Source organism: Cupriavidus necator (assembly GCF_016127575.1).
In the GTDB taxonomy this organism is placed as follows: domain Bacteria; phylum Pseudomonadota; class Gammaproteobacteria; order Burkholderiales; family Burkholderiaceae; genus Cupriavidus; species Cupriavidus necator_D.
In genome coordinates, this window is the sequence record NZ_CP066018.1 from 1443955 (window position 1) to 1467921 (window position 23967).

The following is a 23967-nucleotide window of genomic DNA, read 5'->3' on the forward strand; positions in this document are numbered from 1 at the left end:
CATGCCCATGAACGCCGTATCAACATCATCGCTGCATTGCAACGCCGCTTGTATTGCAACGCATCCGATTTGGCGTTTGATCAGGCCGAAACCCGCTCCCACCCGCTCCTGCGTGTGTTCGCGTTACGAATGCAGATCCACCAGCGCGCATTCCCGAACCGCGCAAGCGCACTATCGTGCACCAACTTGGCGTGTTGTGTCGTCAACCTGATCACATTCGACAGGGTTTCTCCTGTCGGCCTCAAGTCGGGCGCACCCGCTCCGTATACAGCGGGGTGGAAATCCCACACACAAACGCCCCCAAACGATTCCCTACGAAGGATCTCCCCTGATGTTCACTACCATCCGTGCGCGGATCGTGGCCCTGTGCGTGGCCATCGTCATCGCCGCGCTCGCCATCAATACGGCGCTGAACCAGTTCGTCGCCAACCGCTATAACGAAGACGCCATCGACAGTAGCCTCGCGGCAGTGCAGAGCGGCCACGCCAGCGCCATCGCCGACTGGGTGGCCTCGCACAGCCAGATGATCCAGTCGCTGCAGGACGCCATGCTGCAGCCCGAACCCGATGCTGCGCTCAGGCAGATTGCCGACGCCGGCGGCTTCACCAACGTCTACGTCGGCTACGCCGACAAGACCGCGAAGTTCTCCAACCCGCAAGGCATCCCGCCCGGCTACGACCCGACAGGCCGCCCCTGGTACCAGCAGGCTGCCACGGCCGGCAAACCCGTGGTCACGCCGCCCTATGTCGATGCCGGCACCGGCAAGCTGGTGGTGGCATTTGCCGCGCCAGTGGTGCGCGACGGCGGCGTCAAGGCCGTGGTGTCCGGCGATGTGGCGATGGACAGCGTGATCGCCAACGTCAAGGCGATCCACCCCACGCCGGCAAGCTTCGGCATGCTGGTGGCCAGGAACGGCGACATCGTCGCCCACACCGACGACAAGCTCACGCTCAAGCCGGTGACGGAACTCGCGCCTGCGCTGAACGCCGACAAGCTCGCCGCACTGGCCGGCGCAAAGACGCCGCTGGAAGTCGAAGTCGGCGGCAGCGCCAAACTGCTCGGCGCGCGCGCCATCCCCGGCACCGACTGGATGGTCATCGTCGCCCTGGACAAGGCCGAGGCCACCGCCGGCATGCGCTCAGTGCTGATCGCATCGGTGATCGCAATGGTACTGATCGCAGGCATGGCCGCCGCCGTAGTGTGGGGCGTGGCAACGATGTCGTTGCGCGGCCTGTCCACCGTGCGCGATGCCATGGACGCCATCGGCTCCGGCGACGGCGACCTGACCCAGCGCCTGCCCGCCGACGGCAACGACGAAGTCGCGCAGATCGCGCGCGCCTTCAACACCTTTGCCGACAAGCTCTGCACCATCATGCGCCAGATCCGCGACGCCAGCGAATCGGTGCGCGCCGCCTCCGACGAGATCGCCGCCGGCAACACGGACCTGTCGCGCCGCACCGAATCCGCCGCCGCCAGCCTGCAGCAGACCGCGGCCTCGATGGAAGAAATCACCGCCACCGTCAGCCAGTCGGCCAGCTCGGCCCAGCACGCCAACGAATCCGTCACCGCGGCCTCGCGCGTGGCCGCCGACGGCGGCGTCGTGATCGGCGAAGTCATCACCACCATGGGCCAGATCGAGAACGCCTCGGTCAGGGTCTCCGACATCATCGGCGTGATCGAAGGCATCGCCTTCCAGACCAACATCCTGGCGCTCAACGCCGCGGTCGAAGCCGCCCGCGCCGGCGACCAGGGCCGCGGCTTCGCCGTGGTGGCGGGCGAAGTGCGCGCGCTGGCCCAGCGCAGCGCCCAGGCCGCCAAGGAGATCAAGACCCTGATCGAATCCACCGTAGGCGGCGTCAGCTCCGGCTCCGGCCAGGTCCGCCGCGCCGGCGACACCATGAGCGAGATCGTCAGCAACGTCTCCAGGGTGACCGGCATTATTTCCGAGATCACTCAAGCAGCCATGGAACAGACCCGCGGTATTCAAGAGGTGAATATGGCGGTGAGCCAGCTGGATCAGATGGTGCAGCAGAATGCGGCGCTGGTTGAGCAATCCACGGCGGCTGCCGCGGCGCTGCAGACGCAGGCCGGGAGCCTGGCGGGGGCGGTGGGGCAGTTCAGGTTGGGGTGAGATTGGCTCCATCCTTAAGCTAATCTCCGCAAATTCTGCGGAGAATGGCCCCGCCAGACTCCGCAGAGACCAAAAAAGGGGCCATTCGAAACGCTTGTTCAGGGCGGAACGTCAGTCCATTGGAAGCCCGTGGGCATGCTTCCTTCCACCAATCGCCCCCGACGCCGCCGCCCGCAGGATCCGCTGGAACGTCGGGCACTCCATATGCCTTGGCGCCGGACAAACCGCCGCATGCCGCAGTCCGTCGCGCATCGCCGTCAGCTTGCGGATGGTCCGGTCCAGCTCATCCGCCTTGGCCGCCAGCACCTGCCGGTCGATGTTCGGCTGGCCCTGTGGCGAGAACATCCGTGCGATGTCATCCAGCGAGAAACCGGCGGCACGCCCCAGTGCGATCAGCGCCAGCCGCTCCAGCACGCCGGCATCGAACACGCGCCGCATCCCGCGCCGGCCGATGGACGCGATCAGCCCCTTTTCCTCGTAGTACCGCAGCGTCGAGGCCGGCACGCCAGCCTGCCGGGCCACTTCCGCAATATCCAGGCTTGTCACCGCTTGACCTCAAGTCGACTTGAACTGGCACAGTGTAGCTTCCATGCCAGGGCGGCGTGCAAGGAGATACGACCATGGGTGAGCAACAGCAGACCAGCAGCAACGGCGGCGACCAGGCCGCACTGTGGAACGGCCCGTCCGGCCATGCCTGGGTCGCGGAGCAGGCGGTGCTCGACGACATGCTCCGGCCGCTGGAAGGCCGGCTTGTCGATACGGTGGGCAAGACTTCCGCGCAGCATGTGCTCGATGTCGGCTGCGGCACCGGCAGCACTACGATCGCGCTGGCGCGCAAGCTCGGCGCGCAAGGCAGATGCACCGGCATCGATATTTCCGAGCCGATGCTCGCCGCTGCACGGGCACGCGCGCAACACAACGGCTCGACCGCCAGCTTTATTCGCGCCGACGCGCAGGACTACGCCTTCGCGCCAGCAAGCTTCGACAGCATCGTGTCGCGCCTGGGCGTGATGTTCTTCAGCGATCCGGTGCGGGCCTTTGCCAACCTGCGCCGGGCCGCAACACCGGATGCCACGCTCCACTGCATCGCCTGGCGCAGCGCCTCAGAGAATCCGTTCATGACCACCGCCGAGCGAGCGGCCGCACCGCTGCTGTCCAACCTGCCGCCGCGGCAGCCGGGGGCGCCGGGGCAGTTCGCCTTCGGCGACCGCCAGCGCGTGCAGGCCATCCTGGAAGAGGGCGGCTGGGGCGGGATCGATGTCGAGCCGATCGACTTCGCCTGCACGCTGCCGGAGCCTGCGCTGGTGGACTACCTGTCCCGCCTGGGTCCCGTCGGACTGGCCCTGCGCGAGGCCGATGCAAGCACACGCGCCAGCGTCATCGAAACCGTCCGCGCGGCATTCGAGCCTTACGTTCATGGCGCAACTGTGCGCTACACCGCTGCCTGCTGGATGATCACCGCCCGCGCTGCGGCTTCATCACTGACCGCCGGCGAGTCTGCCCATGCCTGATACAGCGGTGGCCCTCCTGCTCAATGCAATCGTGATCGGCACCGGCGCAACGCTGGTGATGGACGCCTGGGCCATCCTGCGCAAGCGGCTGCTGGGCGTCCCTGCGCTGGACTATGGACTCGTAGGCCGTTGGCTCGCGTGGCTGCCGCGAGGACGCCTTTGCCACCATCCCATCGCCGCATCGCCGCCGGTGCGCGGCGAGCGCGGGATCGGCTGGATCGCGCATTACCTGACCGGCATCGTGTTCGCGGCCATCCTGCTGGGGCTATGGGGACTCGACTGGGCACATCATCCGACGCTGGCACCCGCGTTGATCGTCGGCATCGGCAGTGTGGCGGCACCGTTCCTGCTGATGCAGCCGGCGATGGGTGCCGGCATCGCCGCGAGCCGCACGCCGCGGCCAAACGTGGCACGGGTGCATAGCCTGGTGACGCATGCGGTGTTCGGGCTGGGGCTCTATGTGGCGGGTTGGGTCGTGAGCCTGGTAGCGAACTGACAAGCGGGCACAGCGGCAGGCTGCCGTTGTCAGATCCAAGGCCGAGGAGAAACCTCCGCGGCTTTCCGGATTTATGGCCTCAGCCAGGCATCGGAGACCGCGCCCAAAGTTTGCCGCCCGCTTCTGTGGGCTATCGAACCGTAGATTGCTGGCGCCGCTCCAGAATAGAAGTCCATCGGCGCCCGCTTCAGCGCCGGACGATCCCCACCATCACGGGCGACAGGATGACAAGGCTTTCGGGCCGGCTGGCTGCGTGCATCGCGTTCGGCCTTCTGCTGGCTGCCAGTGCGCAGGCGTCGGATATAGCCTGCAAGACCACGCTGCGTCCTTCCCGCTGCGACGATCCGCTCGCCGCCGGCACGTCCTGCCTGCATTCAGTGCCACACGCCGCCGACCTGATCTGCGATCACGCGATGCTCCATCGCGAACATGAGCGCATCCACGCGGACCAGCAGCGCCGGCTACGCGCCGGCGCGATTCAAGGAAGCGACATCGCCGCCTGGCGGGAGCGCCGGGACGCCTGCACGTCGGTGGCATGCCTGGACCGGGTCTTTGCCAGCTGGCGGCGGCAGCCAGGCAAGAAACCACCGCGGGCTGCCGCGCCGCAACCAACGCCGCCGGCGGCGCGGGCGCGGGAGGTGTCGAGGAACAAGCAGGCTGCGGTCAGGGTCGAGGCCTCGCGGCCAGCGGTCGCGCCACCTTCAGCGACGCCAGCGACTCAACCAGCAGCGGAGCAGCTTCCAGCTCCACCACCGTCAGAGCCATTGGCAGAAGCGGGGATTCATGCGCCCCCTGTGGTGATCCAAAGAGCCTCCGGCCCGACGCTCCAGCAAGCTTCAATTCGTCCGACGCCGGCGCCGCAACCACGCGGCTGGGCATCGCTGGGCACGCTGGCGTGGCTGGGCATGTGCGGCGCGGGCGTCGCCTGCTGGTCCCGGCGTACGCGCGGCGAGTGGCTGCCGGGGGTCACCCGCCTGCGCGAGCGGACTCGGGATGCGCCGCCCATCGTGCTGTTGGTGAGCGGACTGCTCGCTTTGAACGGGGTACTGCTGTTGTGCGTCCTGACGGCGAGCCGGCCATTGTCGTGAGCTCATGCCGTTGCGCCGTCCCATGCAGGCGCGGGCGCAGTCTTGCACCAGCAAAGCAGGATGCTCGCCGCCAGGCGCAGGCCGCTGAATGGATGCATCAGGCAATGCCGCACCTGCTCGCTGCGGCTTTCGCCGTACAGGCACCACATGCAGAAGTGCTCGCAGTTGTTGGTCAGCAGGCGGTAGCAGTCCTCGCCCAACCGTGAGCGGGCGCGGCCGACGGATTCAGCGGCACTGTACCGCGCCATGGGCGTGCTCAACACCGTGATGCCATGGCCGGCAGCAAAGGCGGCCAGGCTCAGTTCTTCCACCGGGCCGCGCTGCTGCCGGTGGCAATAGCCAGCGTAGTGCACCACCATGCCACGCCCGACGTAGATGCCGTGGTGTGCATAGCCATGACGCGGCGTGACCAGGTGTGCGCCGAGGTGCGGCTCTGCATCGGCGGCGAGGCGCGATGCCAGTACGTGCGGGCTGCGGGTGGCCTGCGCCGTTGTCTTCGTCGTTTCACCGAGGGATGCCATCACCGTCTCCATTGCAGGCCTCTGCCGGGCCATGCCCTATGACCGCATAGGGCGTGCCAGTGACGGATGAGATCGGCGCCTGGTGGTGCGGGCGTTGCGTGAAGGGGTGCGAAGAGAAGGATGCGAGACACGGCCCGATGCAGAGCGGCCGCGCATCGCAGAAACAGGGCCCGGCCGGTTTGATCAAATGATCAAACTCCGAGCACCGCCACGATCAATTGGATCAAAGCATCAAGCCGCCGGCAAGGCATCGCGACGGCGGCGACAAACCTGCGCCGGGCGGCTCATTCCGGCAGCGGGTACTTCCTGGCGTTCATCTCCATCTTGGCGCGGATCGCCGCGTCCAGGTCCACGCCCAGCGCCGTCACCAGCTGCGCCAGGTAGATAGTGATATCGGCAAGCTCCTGCTCCACATGCTCGCGCTCGTCGGTGGACATGATGGCGCGCGATTCCGCGTCGGTCTGCCACTGGAAGATCTCGACCAGCTCGGACACCTCCACGCTCAGCGCCATCGCGAGGTTCTTGGGGCTGTGGTACTTGCCCCAGTTACGGGCCTTGCCGAAGTCTTGGGCGGCTTGCTGGAGGTTCTTGATGTCGATCAGGGGCATGATGGTGTGACGAAAGCGGTTCACTGCGCCCCGGCATGCGCCGGCGCAAGACGCAGATTTAATCACGACCCGGCCGTCCTCGACACCCGGGCCGCCTGAGGCTTACCCTTCGCTTGTGCATCCACCGTCTCAACGGAGGTTCCCCATGCGCCCGACTCCCGGCCTGGCAATTGCCACTCTCGCCGGCACGCTCGCCTACCTGGCCATCGCGATTGCAGGCTGGGGTGGCATCGCCCCCTTCTTCGCGCACCCGGCGCGCGTGGCCCTGACCCTGGTCCTGTTCGCCCTATCCATCGCCGCGCTCTTCTCCGGCGGCAATATCAGCAGCGGCATGCGCGAGGACCGCGGCAACCGGTGGGTGCTGGCAGTGTTTGGCGTGCTCGGGCTGCTGGCGGCGTACCTGCCGCCCTTTACCGACCGCATCGGCTTCTGGACGCTCGATGGCGACACCATGCGCTGGACCGGCGTGGCGCTGTTTGCCGGCGGCGGCGTGCTGCGGCTGTGGCCGGTGTTTGTGCTGGGGCGGCGCTTCAGCGGGCTGGTGGCGATCCAGCCCGGGCACACGCTGGTGACCACCGGCATCTATGGCGTGATCCGGCATCCGAGCTACCTCGGCTTCCTGGTCAGTTCGCTGGGATGGGTACTGGCATTCCGCTCCGGCGTGGGCGTGGTGCTGACGCTGCTGATGGTGCCGGTGCTGGTGGCGCGCATCCGGGCGGAAGAAGCGCTGTTGCGCGACCAGTTTGGCGACGAGTACGCGTCGTACTGCGACCGGACCTGGCGCATGCTGCCGGGCATCTACTGAGCACGGGGCAGCGGCGCCCCGCGCACTTGGCGGATCAAATCGCCAGCCACCAAGGGTTATCCCTAGTCATTCATTCCCATTTTCCGGGACTCAAGGTTTTGATTTATGGGAATCAGGTCCTATTCTTGGGCCCTATGTTGAATGCCGTCGACAACCCCACTGCCGTGAAGCCCACGACACCCACGCCTGCCGAACCCGCCCAGCCCGCGGGCGGTGCCGATCGCGTGCTGTTCGTGCTGGCGGCACTGGCGCAACACGGCGCGCCGATCACGGTACGCGAGCTGGTTGCCAAAACCGGCCTGCCCAAGAGCACGCTCTACCGGCAACTGATGATGCTCAAGCGCTGGGGCTTCGTGCTGGAGTCCGACGGCGAATACGCGCCGGGCCCGATCAGCCTGCAACTGGCGCTCGGCTTTGACATGGCCTCGCACCTGGCGCGCGAAGCCTTGCCCGACATGCAGCTGCTGGCGCAGCAGTCCGATGAAAGCGTAGGCCTGGTCGTCGCCGTCAAGGATCACGTGGTGTGCCTGGAGATGGTGGAGAGCCGCCAGTCGCTGCGCTGCTCGTTCGAGAAGGGCCGCGGCGTACCGCTGCGCGCCGGTGCGTCGGCCAAGTCGCTGCTGGCGTTCATGCGCGACGAAGCGCGCGAGCGCCTGGTCCGGGCCCAGTGCGAGCCAGGCGAAGCCGAACGGCTGCTGGCCGAGCTGGCCGCCATTCGCGAGACCGGCTACGCCGTCAGCGAGGGCGAGGTGGATCCGGGCGTGTGGGGCGTGAGCGCGCCGCTGTTCTCGCGGCGCAGCAAGGCCGATGCGCTGGGCTCGATCACGCTGATGGTGCCGGCCACGCGGCGGCAAGGGCGCGAGTCCGCGCTGATCGACATGACCGTGGCAGCGGCGATGCGGATTTCCGCGCGGCTGCAGTCTTACTGAATACCAAGCAATTCGTTACCGCCGCCGTCGGCAAACCCATGCGACGGCAGATCCCTCGTTCCCGAGAATAGGAGACTTCCATGAACCTTCGTCGCAAATGCCTGATGGCCGGCCTGGCAACCCTGACCGCCCTGACCCTCGGCACCGCCGCGCAAGCGCAGGACAATGCCGTGCTGCGCGTGGCCACCGACGCCACCTTCCCGCCGATGGAATTTATCGAGAACGGCAAGCGCACCGGCTTTGACGTGGAGCTGGTGGAAGCCATGGCCAAGACGATGGGCAAGCGGGTTGAGTGGACCGACATTGACTTCAAGGGCCTGATCCCCGGGCTGGTCTCGCGCCGCTTTGACATGGCAGTTTCCGGCATCTACATCACACCCGAGCGCCGCAAGGTGGTGGACTTCACCGAGCCGTACTACGTCGGCGGCCTGGTGGCACTGGTCAAGAGCGGCAACACCACCGTCCACGCCCCGGCCGACCTGAACGGCAAGAAGGTCAGCGTGCAGGTGGGCACCAAGTCGGTCAGCTTCCTGCGCGACACGTACCCGCAGGTGCAGCGTGTGGAAGTCGAGAAGAACCAGGAAATGTTCAACCTGGTCGAGATCGGCCGCGCCGATGCCGCCGTGACCGGCAAGCCGGCCGCGATGCAGTACGTCAAGACCCGCGGCGGCCTGCGCATGGTGGAGCAGCAGCTGACCACCGAGGAATACGGCATGGCCGTGCGCAAGGACACGCCCGAGCTGACCCGCGCCCTCAATGCGGCACTCGCCAAGGTGAAGGCCGATGGCACCTACGCCAGGCTGACCCAGAAATGGTTCGGCACGGCCGCCAAGTAAGCCGCGCGGATCATCATCATGGAATTGGATTTTTCTCCTGTCTTTGCCGGCTGGCATGACATTGTCCACGGCGCCGTCATCACCGTGGAGGTGACGGCCTGCGCGCTGGTGCTGGGCTGCGTCATGGGCCTCTTGGTCGGCATCGGCCGGCTGGACCCGAAGCGCCGCGTCATCTACAGCATCTGCACCGCCTACGTGACCTTCATCCGCGGCACGCCGCTGCTGGTGCAGCTGTTCCTGCTGTTCTTCGGGCTGCCGCAGTTCAACATCCTGCTGCCGGCCTTTGTGTGCGGCGTGATCGGGCTGGGCATCTATTCCGGCGCCTATGTCTCGGAAATCGTGCGCGGCGCGATCCAGTCCGTGGACAAGGGCCAGATGGAAGCCGCGCGCTCGATCGGCATGTCGTCCGGCCAGGCCATGCGCGCGGTGATCCTGCCGCAGGCCATCGTGCGCATGATTCCGCCGCTGGGCAACGAGTTCATCGCCCTCATCAAGAACTCGGCGCTGGTGTCGCTGCTGACCATTGCCGACCTGATGCATGAGGGCCAGAAGATCATCAGCGTGTCGTACCGGTCGCTGGAAGTCTATCTGGCGATCGCGCTGGTTTATCTGATCCTGACGAGCGCGGCCGGGCTGATCCTGCGGCGCGCCGAACAACGGCTGCGCATGGGAGGCATGGTGCAATGAGCGATTCCGCAATCATCCGGATCCGGAACCTGGGCAAATCGTTCGGCAGCCATACCGTCCTGCGCGGCATCGACTTCGATGTGGAGCCGTCGCAGGTCGTGGTCGTGATCGGCCCCAGTGGCTCGGGCAAGAGCACCTTCCTGCGCTGCTGCAACGGCCTGGAACAACCCGAGGCCGGCACCATCGACATCGTCGGCAAGCGCCTGGTGACCGACGGCCAGCTGATCGGCGAGCACGAGCTGAACCAGCTGCGCACCGAAGTGGGCATGGTGTTCCAGTCGTTCAACCTGTTCCCGCACCTGTCGGTGCTGCACAACGTCACGGTCGGTCCCCGCATGCTGCGCGGCGCCTCGCGCGAGGAAGCCGAGCGCAAGGCGATGGGCCTGCTTGAGAAAGTCGGCCTTGCGCACAAGGCCCACGCCATGCCCGCCAGCCTGTCGGGCGGCCAGAAGCAGCGCGTGGCCATTGCCCGCGCACTGGCCATGGAACCGCGCGTGATGCTGTTCGACGAGCCGACCTCCGCGCTGGACCCCGAGCTGGTGGGCGAAGTGCTGCAGGTGATGAAGGTGCTGGCCGCCGAAGGCATGACCATGGTCGTGGTCACCCATGAAATGGGCTTCGCCCGCGAAGTGGCCGATGTGGTGGTGGTCATGGATGGCGGCGGCATCATCGAGGCCGGGCCGCCGTCGGTCATCTTCTCGGCGCCGACGCAGGAACGCACGCGCGGCTTCCTGCAGGCCGTGCTGACGCGGGCATGACGATGGCTCTGACCCAGAACCTCTGGCAGGGCCGTGTCGACGACGGCGAGCGTGGCGACACCACGCGCCTGTTCCGCATCGTGCACGTGCTGGAAGCAGCGGACGTGACACCGCTCGACGGCGCACCGGTGTTGCTCGGCTTCAATTGCGACGCGGGCGTGCTGCGCAACCAGGGCCGTCCCGGTGCCGCGCACGGCCCCGACGCCATCCGCCAGGCACTGGCCAACGTGCCGGCGCACGGGCTGCCCGCGCTATATGACGCCGGCAATGTCAGCTGTGACGACGGCGACCTGGAATCAGCCCAGCTGGCGCTGGCGGGCACCGTGCGCGACGTGCTGGCGCGCGGCGGGCTGCCGCTGGTGCTGGGCGGCGGCCATGAAGTGGCCTGGGGCACGTGGCAAGGCCTGCGCGCGCACCTGGATGCGCAGGACGATGGCGGGCGCGTGCTCATCATCAATATCGATGCCCACTTTGACTTGCGCACCAGCCGGCCCGCAAGCTCCGGCACGCCGTTCGACCAGATCGCCAACGCCTGCGCCGAGCGCGGGCAGCCGTTCGACTATGTCTGCCTGGGCGTCAGCCGCCTCAGCAACACGCCGGCGCTGTTCAGCCGCGCGGATGCGCTGGGCGTCTGCTACGTGGAAGACGTGGACATGCAGGAGCGGCACCTGGAATCGCGCCTGGCCGAACTGGCGGCGCGCATCGATGCCACCGACCACCTGTACCTGACCATCGACCTCGACGCGCTGCCGGCGGCCGTGATGCCGGCCGTGTCTGCGCCCGCGGCCTGTGGCGTGCCGTTGACGGTGGTGGAGGAAATCGCCATGCTTGCCCGCCACAGCGGCAAGCTGCGCGTGGCCGACCTGGCGGAATACAACCCGCAATACGACCGCGACCACCAGGGCGCGCGCGTGGCAGCGCGGTTGGCCTGGCGCCTGTTCGGCTGACAGGCAAGTCACCCCCAGCCGCCCGGCGGTTGGCACCAGCCGCGCCCGGCTATAGTATTGCCCTTCGCTATATTTAGCGATTCCGATCAGAATTGATAAAGCGAGGCGAGGGCAGTCCTGCGCCGGCGCGGCCGTCCTGCCGCGCCCCCGGGCCGCCCATCGCCGGTTACGGGCGGAAGGGTCTGCGTGATCGAACAAATCGTCATCGTCGGCTTTGGCTGCATCGGCCAGGCCGTGCTGCCGCTGCTGGAACGAACCTGGCCGCGGGCAGCGATTACCGTGGTGGACCGCGTGCTCGACGGCACGCGCCGGCAACTGGCCGCCCGCCACGGGCTGGATGCCATCGACGCCACCATCACGGCCGGCAACTTTGAAGCGATGCTGGGCCCGCTGCTGCGGCCTGGCACTTTCCTGCTGAACCTGGCACCGTCCGTCTGCAGCCGCGACCTGATCGCGCTGGCGCAAGCGCACGGCGCGTTCTATGTCGATGCCGGCATCGAACCGTGGGACTATGAAGCCGACCCGCAGGCCTCGCACCTGAGCAACTACGCGCTGCGCCACGAGATGCTGGCCTTCGCCCGCGGCCGTGAGACGCAGCCGACCGCGCTGGTGGCGCACGGCGCCAACCCTGGGCTGGTCTCGGTGCTGGTCAAGGCCGCGCTGATGGAACTGGCCGGCAATATCGGCTTGAATCAGCCCGAGCCCCACGACCGCGCCGGCTGGGCTGCCCTGGCGCGCGCACTGGACTTGCGCGTGATCCAGATCGCCGAGTACGACAGCCAGCAAGCCCCCGGCTATCCGCGCGACGGCGAGTTCGCCAACACCTGGTCGGCCGAAGGCTTTATCACAGAATGCCTGCAGGACGCCGAACTCGGCTGGGGCAGCCATGAGCCCGCGCTGCCGCCCGATGGCTATCGTCACGGCTACGGCAGCGGCGCGGCAATCGCGCTGGACCGGCCAGGGCATCGCACGCGCGTGCGGTCGTGGTCGCCGGTGCATGGCCCGTTCGATGCGTACCTGATCACGCACAACGAATCGATCTCGATCGCCGAATACCTGACCGACCAGTCTGCCGGCCAGCCGCTGCACCGCCCCACCGTCTACTATGCCTATCGCCCGACATCCGCCACGCAGACCTCGATGCAATGGCTCGACGAACGCGCCGCCCCGCGCGTGCGCGGCGAACGCATCCTGCGCGACGAGATCCAGTGCGGCGAGGACGAACTGGGCGTACTGCTGATGAGCGGCCGCCATGGCGCGGTCTGGTACGGATCGCGCCTCTCCACCCAACGCGCGCGTTCGCTGGCGCCGTACAACACCGCCACCAGCCTGCAGGTGGCATCGAGCCTGATCGCCGGCATGCAGTGGATGCTGGCCAACCCGGCGCGCGGCGTGGTGGAATCGGATGCGCTCGACTTTCGCCCCGTGCTGGCCGATGCCGCGCACTGGTGGGCACCGCTCAGCGTGCAGTTCTCCGACTGGCTGCCGCGGCCCGGCGCCACGTCGCTCGCCTTCACCGACTTCCTGCTGGACGATGCCATGACCCAGCCCGATCCATCGCCCCTGACCATGGCCTGCTGATGCAACGCATCCCCCAGACCCCGCGTCGCAACTGGCCGCGCGAACTCGAGAAAGTCGGCTTCCACTTCCATTCGCTCGACGAATTCAACGTCCCGCGCGAAGTCGATGACAACACCTTCTTCTACTGGCGCGAAGACGCCGCCTACGCCTTCAGCAAGCAGGAGGTGGAGACGCTCTACGCCGCCGCGTACGACCTGAACCAGCGCTGCCTGGAAGCCGTGCAGCACGTGATCGACCACGACCTGTTCGCGCGCCTGGCGATCGACAAGGACTTCGCGCAGCTGATCCGCACCTCCTGGGACCGCGACGAGCCCACGCTGTTCGGCCGCTTCGACATGACGCTGGACCAGCACGGCGTGCCCAGGATGTACGAGTTCAACGCCGACACCCCGACCTCGCTGATCGAATCCGCCGTCGCACAGTGGTACTGGAAAGACACCGTGCAGCCGCAGGCCGACCAGTTCAACAGCCTGCACGACGCGCTGGTGGCGCGCTGGCAATGGCTGCGCAAGCACTACCGCAACGCCAGCATGCTGCACCTTGCGTGCATGTTCGACAGCCAGGAAGACATCTGCAACACCGAGTACCTGATGGACACCGCGCTGCAGGCCGGCTGGTCCGTCAAGCTGGTCGACCTGCAAGACATCGGCACCGACGGCCGCGGCAACTTCTATGACGCCGACAACGTGCCGATGGAAGTCGTCTTCAAGCTCTACCCGTGGGAATGGATGGCCACCTCCGACTACCGCGACCAGCTGGCACACAGCCCCGTGCGCTGGGTCGAGCCGCCGTGGAAGGCCGTGCTGTCCAACAAGGCCATCCTGCCGATCCTGTGGGAGCTCTTTCCCGGCCACCCGAACCTGCTGGAAGCCAGCTTCGACCCCAGCCACTTCGCCGGTCAGCCGCACGCCAAAAAACCCTTCCTGTCACGCGAGGGCGAGAGCGTGACCCTGGCCACCCCGGATGGCGGCCACGTCCACAATCCCGGCGAATACGGCGCCGAAGGCTTCATCTACCAGGCCTACGCCCCGGCGCGTCGCTTTGACGGCCGCTACACCACGCTGGGCGTATGGATTGTCGACGACGTGCCCAGCGGCCTGTGCGTGCGCGAGGAATCCGGGCCCATCGCCAAGAACACCAGTTTCTTCGTTCCACACTACTTCATGAACGAGTAAGGACCGATGGCAAAGAAGAACAACAACGGCCGCAAGCCGTCAAAGTACGACAGCCCGTACCAGCCCAAGTCGAAAGGATCGCCCCGGTCCGCGTGGCAGCCGCAGCCCTATGCGGGCGAGCAGAAACGCAGCTCGCCCGCGCTGTGGATCATCGGCGCCTGCGCCGTGGTGGCCGGCGTGGCGGCACTCGGCTCCTGCAGCGACGACGCCGACGACGATCCCGGCGTGACCGTACGCCGCGCCAGCTACGCCACGCTGGAAGACTGCGAAGCCGACTGGAACACCCCCAACGACTGCGAAAGCGTGCCAGTCGACGACCCCAGCACCATCTACAGCTCCAGCCTGAACGCATCCGCCAGCGACGCCGCCACCGGCGGCTCCGGCACCAGCCACGGCAGCAGCATGTACTACGCGCGCTGGTACGGCCCGTACTACACGTCCAGCGGCACCGTCTACCATCCCAACGGCACCCAGACCCGGCGCGACATGTCCGCCGGACCGCTGCGCCCGATGAACGTCTACGACAGCACCGGCACGCGCACGCAATCCTTCACCAACGCCACCCCGCACGCCGCGATGGTGGAAGAAGCCACCGTCCGCCGCAGCTCCCTCAGCGGCGGACGCTCCATGGGCCTGTCCATGCGCGCCGCGGCCGTATCGCGCGCACCGGTGGTATCGCGCGGCGGCTTCACCAGCCGCTTCGGCAGCTCCGGACGCTCCGGCGGCGGCTGAGTGCCGCCTGCCGATCGCCATGTCGTATTCACATCCCTGACAACTGACAACGAGTCCAACCTATGGTCAATGCCATGCACCCGGCGCTTGCCTACCTGATCTATATCGTCACCAGCTTTGCCATGCTGGGGCTGTTCCTGCTGGTCTATACGCGGGTGACGCCGCATCGCGAGTTCCAGCTGATCCGCGAGGGCAATGTTGCAGCGGCGTTGTCGCTGGGCGGGGCGGTGCTGGGGTTCTCGCTGACGTTGTCGTCGAGCATTCAGCACAACGCTACGTTTGGGATGTTTTTGTTGTGGGCGTTTGGGGCGTTTGCGGTGCAGGTGTTGGCTTATCTGGTGGTGGCGAGGGCGTTGGGGGGTGTTGGTGAGGCTATTTCCAGCGATAACCGGGGGGTTGGGGCGGTGATGGGGGTGATTTCGTTGGCGGTGGGGGTGGTTAATGCGGCTTGTTTGACTTGAGGTGATCTTGGGCCGAGGATCGCGAGGTTCCATTAGCAACCACATGACCAGACCAATGCCCGATCGCCCGCATCAGGAAGACCTGACCATCCGACCTGCCACCCAAGCCGATGCGGCTGCGATTTCGGCGGTACATGCGCTTTGCTGGCATCAAGCATATGGCGAGCTGCTTCCCAAAGATATGCTTGCGAATGTGACAGCGGAAAGCCGGCTGCCAGCCAGGTATCGCATTCTCGCGGACCCATCGGTAGCCTGTTTCGTCGCGACCAGTGAGGCTGAAGTCGTCGGCTTTTCCGATTGCGGACCATGTCGCGAAGCAGAGCAGGAATGTCGGGGAGAGGTCTACGCCCTCTACGTACTGGAGGCGTTTCATGACAAGCGTGTCGGCCTGAGGCTTCTGTCGTGCTGCGCGTCAGCCTTGTTGAGGCGAGGTTCCAGTTCGATGCGCCTGTGGTCACTCGAGGAAAATGCACGGGCGCGCAGGTTCTACGAACGTGCCGGCGGACGACTGCTAGACCGGCGCGTCTCGACCCGGGGCTCAGTGGTACTAACTGAAGTGGAATATCACTGGGACCTCATTGGCATGAAGCGGCTCGCAGCGCTCAAGTGGCATTTGTTGTGTAAATGATCTTGCGGATCGCCGGCGGAAAGGCAAAGAGCGGGATCACCTGATCCCAGACACGACGTCAGGACGCGGCGATCGGGGAGTAGTCCTTACCCATTTGTCTTGGTCGAAGGCCTCCAGCTCGGCCAGCGCAGCCTCCGCACTGGGGGCCGCATACACGGGCTTGTGCGCCGCCGCCACGGCGCGGCGCCCCTTGCCGCCGCATCCGGACTGAGGCAAGTCATACAGTCGCCGTCATCCCGTCGGCCCCCAACGTCGGCCCGGAGCGTCAACCAACGCGATCGCCGCGCTCCTCCACAGTAATCCGGTGCAACAGGCGATCATACCCATCATAGCCACCAGTCGCCGCATGATTCACACATCGGTTATCCCAAACAACAAGCATCCCCTGCGACCACCGATGGCGATACACAAACTCCGGCCTGGCCTGGTGCTCAAACAGCGCACGCAGGATCGGCGCCGCCTCCTCGTCGCTCATGCCATCGATGCCGATCGTATAGCCCACGCTGACAAACAAGGCTGTGCGCCCGGTTTCGGGATGCTTGCGCGCAATGGGGTGTAGCTGCGTTGCCATCGCACTGTCCGAATAGCGGATAGCCATCGAGCGTCCCTTGTCCTTCTCACCATATGCGCCCTGTCGCGAATAGCCGCGCCGCGCGGAATGGACGCCTTGCCTGCCGTCCACCAGTGATTTGAGTTCCGCCGGCAGCGCGTCCCAGGCGGCGTACTGGTCGGCGAACAGCGTGTCACCGCCCACTGGCGGAATGACATTGCCGTATAGCACCGTAGCCGCCGGTGGCTGCGCCAGGAAGCTCCAGTCCGAGTGCCAGGACTCGGCAAAGATCGGCGTGCGCTCGTTGGCATCGCGCCGCACTTGCGCGACATGGGGATGGCCAGGGATGGCGGTGAAATACGGATCGCTGCCGAGCGGGCCGATCGTTGACGCGAAGCGTTCGATGTCCTCGATGGCCAGGTCCTGGTCGGTGAAGGCAAGGACCTTGTGCTCAAGCCAGTGCCGGCGAATCTCGGCGACTTGCGCATCGGTCAGTGCCTGCTTCAGGTCCAGGCCCAAGACCAGCGCGCCGCAGGGGGCGTCCTGCGGCAGAACTTGCATTGCCATTGCGCGTCTCCTTGATGAGCGTAAGGGAGCGAGTGGGGCGCACCAGGCGCACAGCGGCGCGCTCAGGCTGCCACGCCGACCGGGCGGTCGCCGGCGATGGTTGTGCGATGCAGCTCGCGGTCAAAGCCGTCATAGTCGTTCATCGCCAGATGCTGCGTGCAGCGGTTGTCCCACACGGCCAGCGCGCCGCGGGTCCAGCGGAAGCGGCAGGTGAATTCGGGGCGGGCGGCGTGGGCGTAGAGGTATTGCAGCAGCGGCGCGCTTTCTTCTTCGGTCATGCCCTCGAAGCGCATGGTGTAGGTGCTGTTGACGTACAGCGCCTTCCTGCCCGTGGCGGGATGCACCCGCACCACCGGATGGAGGACCTCGCTGTTGGCGCGGTCATCGGTACGCACGTCCATCTTGTGGGCGGGGTCGCCGTTGTTGACCACGGCGCCCCTGGCGCCATAGGAACGCACGGGGCTATGTACCGCGCGCAACTTGTCGAGCACCAGCTTTAGCCCATCGGAAAGCGCGTCGTACGCGTGATACATGCTGGCCCACATGGTGTCGCCACCGTAGGGCGGAATCACGCGCGCATACAAGGCGGACCCCAGCGGCGGGATTTCTGCATAGCTCATGTCCGTGTGCCAGGCACCGCCGAAGTTGCGTTTGGTCTGCTCTGCCTTGCCCTTCATCACCGGCAGGATTTCAGCGTGGCCTTCCAGCGCGCGGACGAACGGCACTTCCAGCAGATCGCCAAAGCGGGCGCTGAACGCCTTGTGCTGATCCGGCGTCAACTGCTGGTCGCGAAAGAAGATGACCTGATGGTTGTGCAGCGCCGAGCGGATCTCTGCGAACGTCTCGTCCGGCACCGGCTGGGACAGGTCTACCCCACTGATCTCCGCACCGAGGGCGCCCGCGATGGGCTGGACATCGATGAAACGGTATTGCGACATGGCTTGCGTTCTCCTTGCTTAAAAAGTGTTAGCGACTGCGAGGGTTACTGGACGGTGATGTGGGCGCTGCGCACCAGCGCGCGCCACTTCTGCGTTTCCGCATCGATAAAGACGCCGAACGCCTCCGGCCCGGCTCCGGAGATGACGCCGCCCATCTCATCGATCTTCTTGCGGACGTCGGGCATCTTCAGCACGGCTTCCAGCTCTGAATCCAGCCGGGCAACGATGGGCTTGGGCGTTGCTGCGGGCACCAGCACGCCGAACCAGCCTGCAATCTCATAGCCGCGCAGGCCGGCTTCCGCCATGGTGGGCACATCGGGCAGCAGCGGCGAACGCTGGGCTCCGGTGATCGCCAGCGCGCGCAGCTTGCCGGACTTCACCAGCTGCAGCGCCGACGGCATGTTGTCGAACATCACCGGAACATGCCCCGCCACGGTGTCGTTCAGCCCCGGCGCGCTGCCTTTGTAGGGAACGTGGGTCATGCGCACGCCGGCGGTGCTGGCAAACAGCTCGCCCGCCAGGTGCAGCGAGGTGCCGGCGCCCGGCGTTGCATAGGTCAGCGGCGTAGCCTGGCGCTTGCCGTACTGGATCAGGTCCTTCACGGATTGCACCGGCAGTGCCGTATTCACGACCAGCAGGTTGGGCACCGCCATCAGCATGGTCACCGGCGCGAGATCCTTGCCCGGCTTGTACGGCAGGTCGGGATAGAGCGAGGGATTGATCGCGATGGGGCCGATATTGCCCATCACGATGGTGTAGCCATCGGCTGGCTGCTTGGTCACGTAGTCAGTGCCGACATTGCCGCCGGCGCCTGCCTTGTTCTCTACCACCACGGGTTGCCCGAGCCGTTCCCCCAGCTTCTGGCCGACGATGCGCGCCAGCATGTCGGTGGATCCACCGGGCGGGTAAGGGACAACCCATTTGATCGGCTTGCTCGGCCAAGCATCGCTGGCCCAGGCGGCAGGCCCGGGCATGATTGCAGCCGCGCAGGCCAGCGCGGCACTGAGAATGGGGCGCTTCATGTTGTCTCCTGTGGTGGAGCAGCGAGAATGCTTGCCGCCCACGCTTTCTTGATTTATATTGTTCACTTAGTGAACGTACATTACACATAGTGAACGGATGAAGAGTAATAGATCAATCCTCAGGTGTCTAGCCATCCTGCAAGCGTTCCGCCAGAACGGCCGTCCGACCCTGGCCGAGCTGTCACGCGCGGTGGACTTGCCCCACCCCACGGTGCTGCGATTCCTGCTGACGCTGGAGGAAGAGGGCTACGTGGCGCGCGAGGCAAACCAGTGGCGGCTCACCACGCGCGTGTTCGAGATCGGATTTGCCGCGATGGAAAGCCTGGGCGTGACCGAAGCGGTGCAGGAGCACCTGCAGCAACTGGCTGACGTGTATTCCGGCACGGCGAACCTGGGGGAGATCAACCCGGAAGGCGTCATCATCGTCGGACGCGCAATGGCGCCGGCCGAGCGGCGCCGGCTGGTGGTCATGAACTTGCGGGTAGGCAGCGTGCTGCCGCCGGGCAGTGCCCTGGCCATGGCGCTTGCGCTGCCGGTCGGCGAATGGAGCGAGCTGGAATATCCGGAAAGCAATCAGATGTCGATTGCCGTGCCGCTGCCTGCGGTGGGGTCCAGGCAGCTGTCGCTTGGGATCTCTACGTCAATGGGCGAGGCTACGCCTGCGCGGATCAGGGAGGAGATGGTGCCTGCGCTGCAGCGGGCTGCGGGGACTGTTAGTCGGATGATTGGGTTGGCGCCGGCTTGAGGGGGGCGGGAATGCAGGCATTGGAGGTGATGGCTCGCTTCAAAACGGCATCGATGTCAGCCCCTCATTGAATGCCTTGAACTTCTTCAAGCCTGCCGCGCTGATCAGCCCTTCATCCCCGCACGCCCCGCCTTCGCCGCCCGCTTCAAGGGCACCAGCGTGACCGCCGCATCCTCGGTCCTGTCCGTATTGACCAGTACCCCCGCCGAGACAATATAGGCCGCCGCGCTCTCGATATCCCCGCGCAGCGCCGCGCATGCCGCCGCGCTGTCATGCCTGCGCAGCGCTTCGATCAGATTGTCGTGATGCTTGACCGCGACGCGCTCTTCCACGCGGCGCGATCCGGAGCGGAGGTCATGGTTAAGGATCGGGCCGATGCGCAACCACTGCGACTCAATCATCTGCAACAGGATCGGCATGCGCGCCGCCGCATACACGGCAAAGTGAAAGGCCTGGTTCGCGGCGATGACATCCGCGCCGTCGGGACTGCGCTTCGACATCTCGTCGGCAAACCGGCGGTGCAGTGCCTGTACCTGCTTCAGTTCCTCATCGGTGATGCGCTCCGCCGCGGTCGCAGTGGCGAGTCCCTCCAGTTCGATCCGGATCTTGGTGATCTCCTCGAACTGGCTGACGCTCATCCTCGGCACCCGCAGTGCGCGGTTTGGCGTGAGCTCAAGTGCCTGCTCGGCAACCAGGCGATGCACCGCTTCCCGCACCGGCATGACGCTGACGCCCAGTGCGGCGGCAATGTTGCGCAGGGAAATCTGCTCTCCCGGCATCATCTGGCCGCTGATCAGCAGGTCTCGCAACTGCGTGTAGACGTCGCGGCTGAGCGTCTGGCGGACAAGGGGCGTGACAAGGTCATTCAGGGTCATGCCGCGAAGCATAGCACATAGGGTTATTCTCTATATTTGATCTGTGATCACAGTTTTAATCTTCGTCCGGAAGGCAGGCAGCCGCCTGTCCCCAAGAGGATTGGAATCATGTGGAAGGATGAATCGCTCGCCGGCAAACGCGTACTGGTGACTGCTGGCGCAGACGGAATCGGCCTGGAGATCACACGGGCGTTTGTGGAGGCGGGCGCCCGCGTTGCGGTTTGCGACGTGGCTGGCGGCAGCCTTGAACGTGTCTGCGCCGAGTTGCCCGGCGTGGTGGCAGTCAGGGCCGACGTGTCGAAGGAAAGCGACGTCGAGGCGCTGTTCCAGGCAGTGGATGGCGCCTTTGGCGGCCTGGATGTGCTGGTCAACAATGCCGGGGTTGCCGGCCCGACCGGCGGTGTCGAAACCCTGTCGCTGGCCGACTGGGAGCGCACGCTTGCCGTCAACATCACCGGCCAGTTCCTGTGCGCCCGCGCGGCGGTGCCGCGCCTGCGGCAGGGGCGCTCGCCGTCGATCGTCAACCTGTCCTCCGCTGCCGGGCATCTCGGCATGCCGGGCCGTTCCGCCTACTCCGCATCGAAATGGGCCGTGGTGGGCTTTACCAAATCGCTGGCGCTTGAACTGGGCGCGGATGGCATCCGGGTCAACACGGTGCTGCCCGGTGCGGTCGACGGCCCGCGTATCCGCGCCGTCATTGCCGCAAAGGCCGAGTCGCTCGGCAAGCCGCTTGAGGAAGTCACGCGCAACTACACGTCTCAGGCGGCACTGTGCCGCATGGTGACGATGCGCGACATCGCCAACATGGTGCGCTTCCTCTGCAGCGACCAGGCGGCCAATGTGCACGGCCAGGAAATGGTCGTGGACGGCCTGACCCAGGCGCTCAGCTAGCGCGACCAGCGCATTCCGGGGGCCGCCGGATATCCGCGGCCCGCTATCCGCCAAAGCGCGACAACACCCGACCAAGGAATCACCATGGCCAAGCGAGCCAAAGCCATCATCACCTGCGCCCCGACCGGCGCCATCCACACGCCCAGCATGTCGCCCCACCTGCCAGTGAGCGCCGACGAGATCGCAACCGCCGCCATCGACGCGGCGCGCGCAGGGGCCGCCATCCTGCACCTGCACGCCCGCGACCCGAAGGACGGACACCCGTCGCAGGACCCGGAGCTGTTCCGGCCGTTCCTCGCCAGGATCAGCGCCGAGACCGACGCCGTGATCAATATCACCACCGGCGGCAGCCCGCACATGACGGTGGAGGAGCGCATGCTGCCGGCCACGACCTTCAAGCCGGAACTGGCCTCGCTGAACATGGGCTCGATGAACTTCGGCCTGTTCCCGATGCTCGACCGCTTCAAGGAATTCCAGCACGACTGGGAGCGCGAACACCTGGAGAACAGCCGCAACCTGATCTTCAAGAACACCTACCAGGACATCGAGAACATCCTGCGCATCGGCAATGCCAACGGCACGCGCTTCGAATTCGAGTGCTATGACATCAGCCATCTGTACAACCTGCGGCACTTCCTTGATCGTGGCCTGGTCAGTGGCCCGGTGTTCATCCAATCCGTCTTCGGCATCCTAGGCGGCATCGGCCCCGATCCCGAGGACCTGATGCACATGCACCGCACCGCCCGGCGCCTGTTCGGCGATCAGTTCCGCTGGTCGATCCTGGGCGCCGGCCGAGGCCAGCTTCCGCTGGCGACCATCGGCGCGGCAATGGGCGCCAGCGTGCGCGTTGGCCTGGAGGACTCACTCTGGATCGGTCCGGGCCAGCTGGCGGCATCGAGCGCCGAGCAGGTCACGCGCATCCGGACCGTGCTCGAAGCCCTGAACATCGACGTGGCCACGCCGGACGAAGCCCGCGACATCCTGGACCTCAAGGGCGCGGCAGGCACCGCGTTCTGAACAGGCGGGGCCGCCACGGCCCGGCCCCGCCCAACCCTCGAACACTGAAGACATCAACCAGGCAGAACGGCTGACACGCGGCCCCAGGGCGTGGCGCCATATCCGCCGATGGAGACTACGCACATGCAGACCGTACCCGCCTCAGGCGCGCCGCCGCTGGCCACGCCGACAGACCGCCCGCTGACCGCACTACTGTTCCGCAAGCTCATGCCCTTGCTGGTGCTGTCCTATGTGATCAGCTTTCTCGATCGCACCAACATTGCACTCGCCAAGACCCACATCGCTGTCGACCTGAACATCTCCGCCGCGGCCTACGGCCTGGGCGCGGGTCTGTTCTTCCTCAGCTATGCCTTGCTGGAAATCCCGAGCAACCTGATCATGCATCGGGTCGGGGCGCGCTTCTGGATCACGCGCATCATGGTGACGTGGGGCCTGCTGTCCGCGGCGATGGCCTTTGTCCAGGGCGAGACCTCCTTCTACATCATGCGCGTGCTGCTCGGCGCGGCCGAGGCAGGGCTGTTTCCCGGTGTGATGCTCTATCTCACGTACTGGTTCGGCCGCGAGGATCGCGCGCGGGCGGTAGGCTACTTCCTGCTCGGCGTCTGCATCGCCAACATCGTCAGCGGCCCGCTGGGCGGTGCACTGCTGGGCATGGATGGCATGTGGGGCTTCAAGGGCTGGCAATGGATGTTCGTGCTGGAAGGCCTGCCTGCGGTGTTCCTTGCCGCGGTGGTATGGAAGAAACTGCCCGACGGCCCCGACAGCGCGCCATGGCTGACGCCAGTCCAGGCGCAGGAAGTCCGCAGCCGACTGGCCGCGGAAGCCGCCGACGCCAGCGCCGGCAAAGGTGGCCACTCGTTCCTGGGCGCCATGCGTGATCCGCAGGTCTGGCTGGCGATCTTCATCTACTTCTGCCACCAGATCTCGATCTACACGGTGATCTTCTTCCTGCCGGGTATCATCGGCACGTACGGCAAGCTCACGCCCGTGGAAATCGGGCTGCTCAATTCCCTGCCCTGGATAGCCGCCGCCATCGGGGCCGCATGGCTGCCCCGACATGCCAACACCCCACGGCGCGGCCGCCGCCTGCTCTGCCTGGGGCTGGTCGTGATGGCAGGCGGCCTGCTGATTGCCGCCTTCGCAGGCCCGGTGATGGCGCTCGTCGGCTTCTCGCTGACCGCGCTGATGTTCTTCGTGGTGCAGTCGATCGTCTTCCTGTTCCCGTCATCTCGCCTGAAGGGCGTGGCGCTGGCGGGCGGACTGGCCCTGATCAATACCTGCGGGCTGGTGGGCGGATTCATTGGACCGTCGGTGATGGGCATCATCGAACAGGCGACCGGCAGTACGCGTAACGGACTGGTGATCATGGCGGGCCTGTTGCTTGTCGCCTGCGCCGTGGCACCGTTTCTGCGGCAGGGGCAGGAACGCTGAAGGGCTGGAAGGCAGAAACGTCACCATGGCAGAAGTG

General features: G+C 66.1%; 26 protein-coding genes and 1 pseudogene. 19 read left to right on the plus strand and 8 right to left on the minus strand.

Annotation, left to right across the window (positions count from 1 at the left end):
* The first annotated feature begins 331 nt into the window (after positions 1-331).
* A complete protein-coding gene (locus tag I6H87_RS06775) occupies positions 332-2131 on the plus strand; it encodes a methyl-accepting chemotaxis protein (RefSeq protein ID WP_011614322.1) in 1800 nt (599 codons plus the stop codon).
* Positions 2132-2242: 111 nt separating this feature from the next.
* Here the strand turns inward: I6H87_RS06775 and I6H87_RS06780 are convergent, their stop codons facing one another.
* On the minus strand, positions 2243-2677 hold the full coding sequence (locus I6H87_RS06780) for a helix-turn-helix domain-containing protein (RefSeq protein ID WP_011614321.1): 435 nt from the start codon (positions 2675-2677) through the stop codon (positions 2243-2245).
* 74 nt (positions 2678-2751) lie between these two features.
* On the opposite strand from I6H87_RS06780, the gene I6H87_RS06785 reads away from it, so the two are divergent.
* The 3 genes from I6H87_RS06785 to I6H87_RS06795 all read left to right on the plus strand — a co-directional run bounded on the left by I6H87_RS06785 (position 2752) and on the right by I6H87_RS06795 (position 5226).
* Positions 2752-3642, plus strand: coding sequence for a class I SAM-dependent methyltransferase (locus tag I6H87_RS06785; RefSeq protein ID WP_011614320.1), 891 nt, complete (start codon positions 2752-2754; stop codon positions 3640-3642).
* A complete protein-coding gene (locus I6H87_RS06790) occupies positions 3635-4138 on the plus strand; it encodes a DUF2938 domain-containing protein (protein ID WP_011614319.1) in 504 nt (167 codons plus the stop codon). Before I6H87_RS06785 ends, I6H87_RS06790 begins: the two co-directional genes overlap by 8 nt.
* Before the next feature lie 224 nt (positions 4139-4362).
* Complete coding sequence (locus tag I6H87_RS06795; RefSeq protein WP_136227730.1) at positions 4363-5226, plus strand: hypothetical protein; 864 nt, start codon at positions 4363-4365, stop codon at positions 5224-5226.
* Between the two features lie 2 nt (positions 5227-5228).
* Here I6H87_RS06795 and I6H87_RS06800 read toward each other — a convergent pair whose 3' ends face one another.
* Positions 5229-5747 (minus strand): lecithin retinol acyltransferase family protein, encoded by a 519-nt coding sequence (locus I6H87_RS06800; RefSeq protein ID WP_010811418.1) that lies wholly within the window; start codon positions 5745-5747, stop codon positions 5229-5231.
* Between the two features lie 284 nt (positions 5748-6031).
* Complete coding sequence (locus I6H87_RS06805) at positions 6032-6355, minus strand: nucleotide pyrophosphohydrolase (RefSeq protein WP_010811417.1); 324 nt, start codon at positions 6353-6355, stop codon at positions 6032-6034.
* Positions 6356-6500: 145 nt separating this feature from the next.
* Here I6H87_RS06805 and I6H87_RS06810 point away from each other — a divergent pair, with 145 nt between their 5' ends.
* The 11 genes from I6H87_RS06810 (at position 6501) to I6H87_RS06860 (ending at position 15894) form a co-directional block, all read left to right on the plus strand.
* Complete coding sequence (locus tag I6H87_RS06810; protein ID WP_010811416.1) at positions 6501-7160, plus strand: methyltransferase family protein; 660 nt, start codon at positions 6501-6503, stop codon at positions 7158-7160.
* Between the two features lie 134 nt (positions 7161-7294).
* Complete coding sequence (locus tag I6H87_RS06815) at positions 7295-8089, plus strand: IclR family transcriptional regulator (RefSeq protein WP_011614315.1); 795 nt, start codon at positions 7295-7297, stop codon at positions 8087-8089.
* An 80-nt stretch (positions 8090-8169) separates the two neighbouring features.
* The gene (locus I6H87_RS06820) at positions 8170-8925 is read left to right on the plus strand and encodes a transporter substrate-binding domain-containing protein (protein ID WP_010811414.1); all 756 of its coding nucleotides are present in this window, start codon (positions 8170-8172) and stop codon (positions 8923-8925) included.
* Between the two features lie 18 nt (positions 8926-8943).
* The gene (locus I6H87_RS06825; protein ID WP_010811413.1) at positions 8944-9612 is read left to right on the plus strand and encodes an amino acid ABC transporter permease; all 669 of its coding nucleotides are present in this window, start codon (positions 8944-8946) and stop codon (positions 9610-9612) included.
* Entirely contained in the window at positions 9609-10370 is a 762-nt protein-coding gene (locus tag I6H87_RS06830; protein WP_010811412.1) for an amino acid ABC transporter ATP-binding protein, read from the plus strand. Before I6H87_RS06825 ends, I6H87_RS06830 begins: the two co-directional genes overlap by 4 nt.
* Positions 10367-11317 carry a formimidoylglutamase gene (gene hutG, locus I6H87_RS06835; protein ID WP_011614314.1) on the plus strand — a complete coding sequence of 317 codons (951 nt, stop codon included), beginning with the start codon at positions 10367-10369 and terminating at the stop codon, positions 11315-11317. The genes I6H87_RS06830 and hutG overlap by 4 nt, the downstream gene beginning before the upstream one ends.
* A 186-nt stretch (positions 11318-11503) precedes the next feature.
* Entirely contained in the window at positions 11504-12898 is a 1395-nt protein-coding gene (locus tag I6H87_RS06840) for a saccharopine dehydrogenase NADP-binding domain-containing protein (protein WP_011614313.1), read from the plus strand.
* On the plus strand, positions 12898-14073 hold the full coding sequence (locus I6H87_RS06845) for a glutathionylspermidine synthase family protein (RefSeq protein WP_011614312.1): 1176 nt from the start codon (positions 12898-12900) through the stop codon (positions 14071-14073). The genes I6H87_RS06840 and I6H87_RS06845 overlap by 1 nt, the downstream gene beginning before the upstream one ends.
* Before the next feature lie 6 nt (positions 14074-14079).
* Positions 14080-14805 carry a hypothetical protein gene (locus I6H87_RS06850; protein ID WP_011614311.1) on the plus strand — a complete coding sequence of 242 codons (726 nt, stop codon included), beginning with the start codon at positions 14080-14082 and terminating at the stop codon, positions 14803-14805.
* Positions 14806-14867: 62 nt separating this feature from the next.
* Positions 14868-15266 (plus strand): DUF350 domain-containing protein, encoded by a 399-nt coding sequence (locus I6H87_RS06855; RefSeq protein WP_010811407.1) that lies wholly within the window; start codon positions 14868-14870, stop codon positions 15264-15266.
* A 181-nt stretch (positions 15267-15447) separates the two neighbouring features.
* Positions 15448-15894, plus strand: a complete 447-nt coding sequence (locus tag I6H87_RS06860; RefSeq protein WP_231881436.1) for a GNAT family N-acetyltransferase — start codon at positions 15448-15450, stop codon at positions 15892-15894.
* Here I6H87_RS06860 and I6H87_RS06865 read toward each other — a convergent pair.
* The 4 genes and pseudogenes from I6H87_RS06865 to I6H87_RS06880 form a co-directional block, all read right to left on the minus strand.
* Positions 15875-16086, minus strand: a pseudogene (locus I6H87_RS06865) (transposase); the annotation flags it as partial. The gene I6H87_RS06860 and the pseudogene I6H87_RS06865 overlap by 20 nt on opposite strands.
* A gap of 73 nt (positions 16087-16159) precedes the next feature.
* Positions 16160-17011: a TauD/TfdA dioxygenase family protein gene (locus I6H87_RS06870; RefSeq protein WP_011614309.1), complete on the minus strand. Its 852-nt coding sequence runs from the start codon at positions 17009-17011 to the stop codon at positions 16160-16162.
* 62 nt (positions 17012-17073) lie between these two features.
* The gene (locus I6H87_RS06875) at positions 17074-17949 is read right to left on the minus strand and encodes a TauD/TfdA dioxygenase family protein (RefSeq protein WP_010811404.1); all 876 of its coding nucleotides are present in this window, start codon (positions 17947-17949) and stop codon (positions 17074-17076) included.
* Between the two features lie 44 nt (positions 17950-17993).
* Positions 17994-18971, minus strand: coding sequence for a Bug family tripartite tricarboxylate transporter substrate binding protein (locus tag I6H87_RS06880; protein WP_011614308.1), 978 nt, complete (start codon positions 18969-18971; stop codon positions 17994-17996).
* Positions 18972-19068: 97 nt separating this feature from the next.
* On the opposite strand from I6H87_RS06880, the gene I6H87_RS06885 reads away from it, so the two are divergent.
* A complete protein-coding gene (locus I6H87_RS06885) occupies positions 19069-19716 on the plus strand; it encodes an IclR family transcriptional regulator (RefSeq protein ID WP_010811402.1) in 648 nt (215 codons plus the stop codon).
* Between the two features lie 104 nt (positions 19717-19820).
* Here I6H87_RS06885 and I6H87_RS06890 read toward each other — a convergent pair whose 3' ends face one another.
* The gene (locus tag I6H87_RS06890) at positions 19821-20603 is read right to left on the minus strand and encodes a GntR family transcriptional regulator (protein WP_010811401.1); all 783 of its coding nucleotides are present in this window, start codon (positions 20601-20603) and stop codon (positions 19821-19823) included.
* A 96-nt stretch (positions 20604-20699) separates the two neighbouring features.
* On the opposite strand from I6H87_RS06890, the gene I6H87_RS06895 reads away from it, so the two are divergent.
* From I6H87_RS06895 to I6H87_RS06905, 3 genes are all read left to right on the plus strand, one after another.
* Positions 20700-21482 carry an SDR family oxidoreductase gene (locus I6H87_RS06895; protein ID WP_011614306.1) on the plus strand — a complete coding sequence of 261 codons (783 nt, stop codon included), beginning with the start codon at positions 20700-20702 and terminating at the stop codon, positions 21480-21482.
* A gap of 84 nt (positions 21483-21566) precedes the next feature.
* Positions 21567-22499: a 3,5-dioxohexanoate:acetyl-CoA acetone transferase gene (locus tag I6H87_RS06900; RefSeq protein WP_011614305.1), complete on the plus strand. Its 933-nt coding sequence runs from the start codon at positions 21567-21569 to the stop codon at positions 22497-22499.
* A 123-nt stretch (positions 22500-22622) separates the two neighbouring features.
* Positions 22623-23930, plus strand: coding sequence for an MFS transporter (locus tag I6H87_RS06905; protein ID WP_041687086.1), 1308 nt, complete (start codon positions 22623-22625; stop codon positions 23928-23930).
* Positions 23931-23967: the final 37 nt, after the last annotated feature.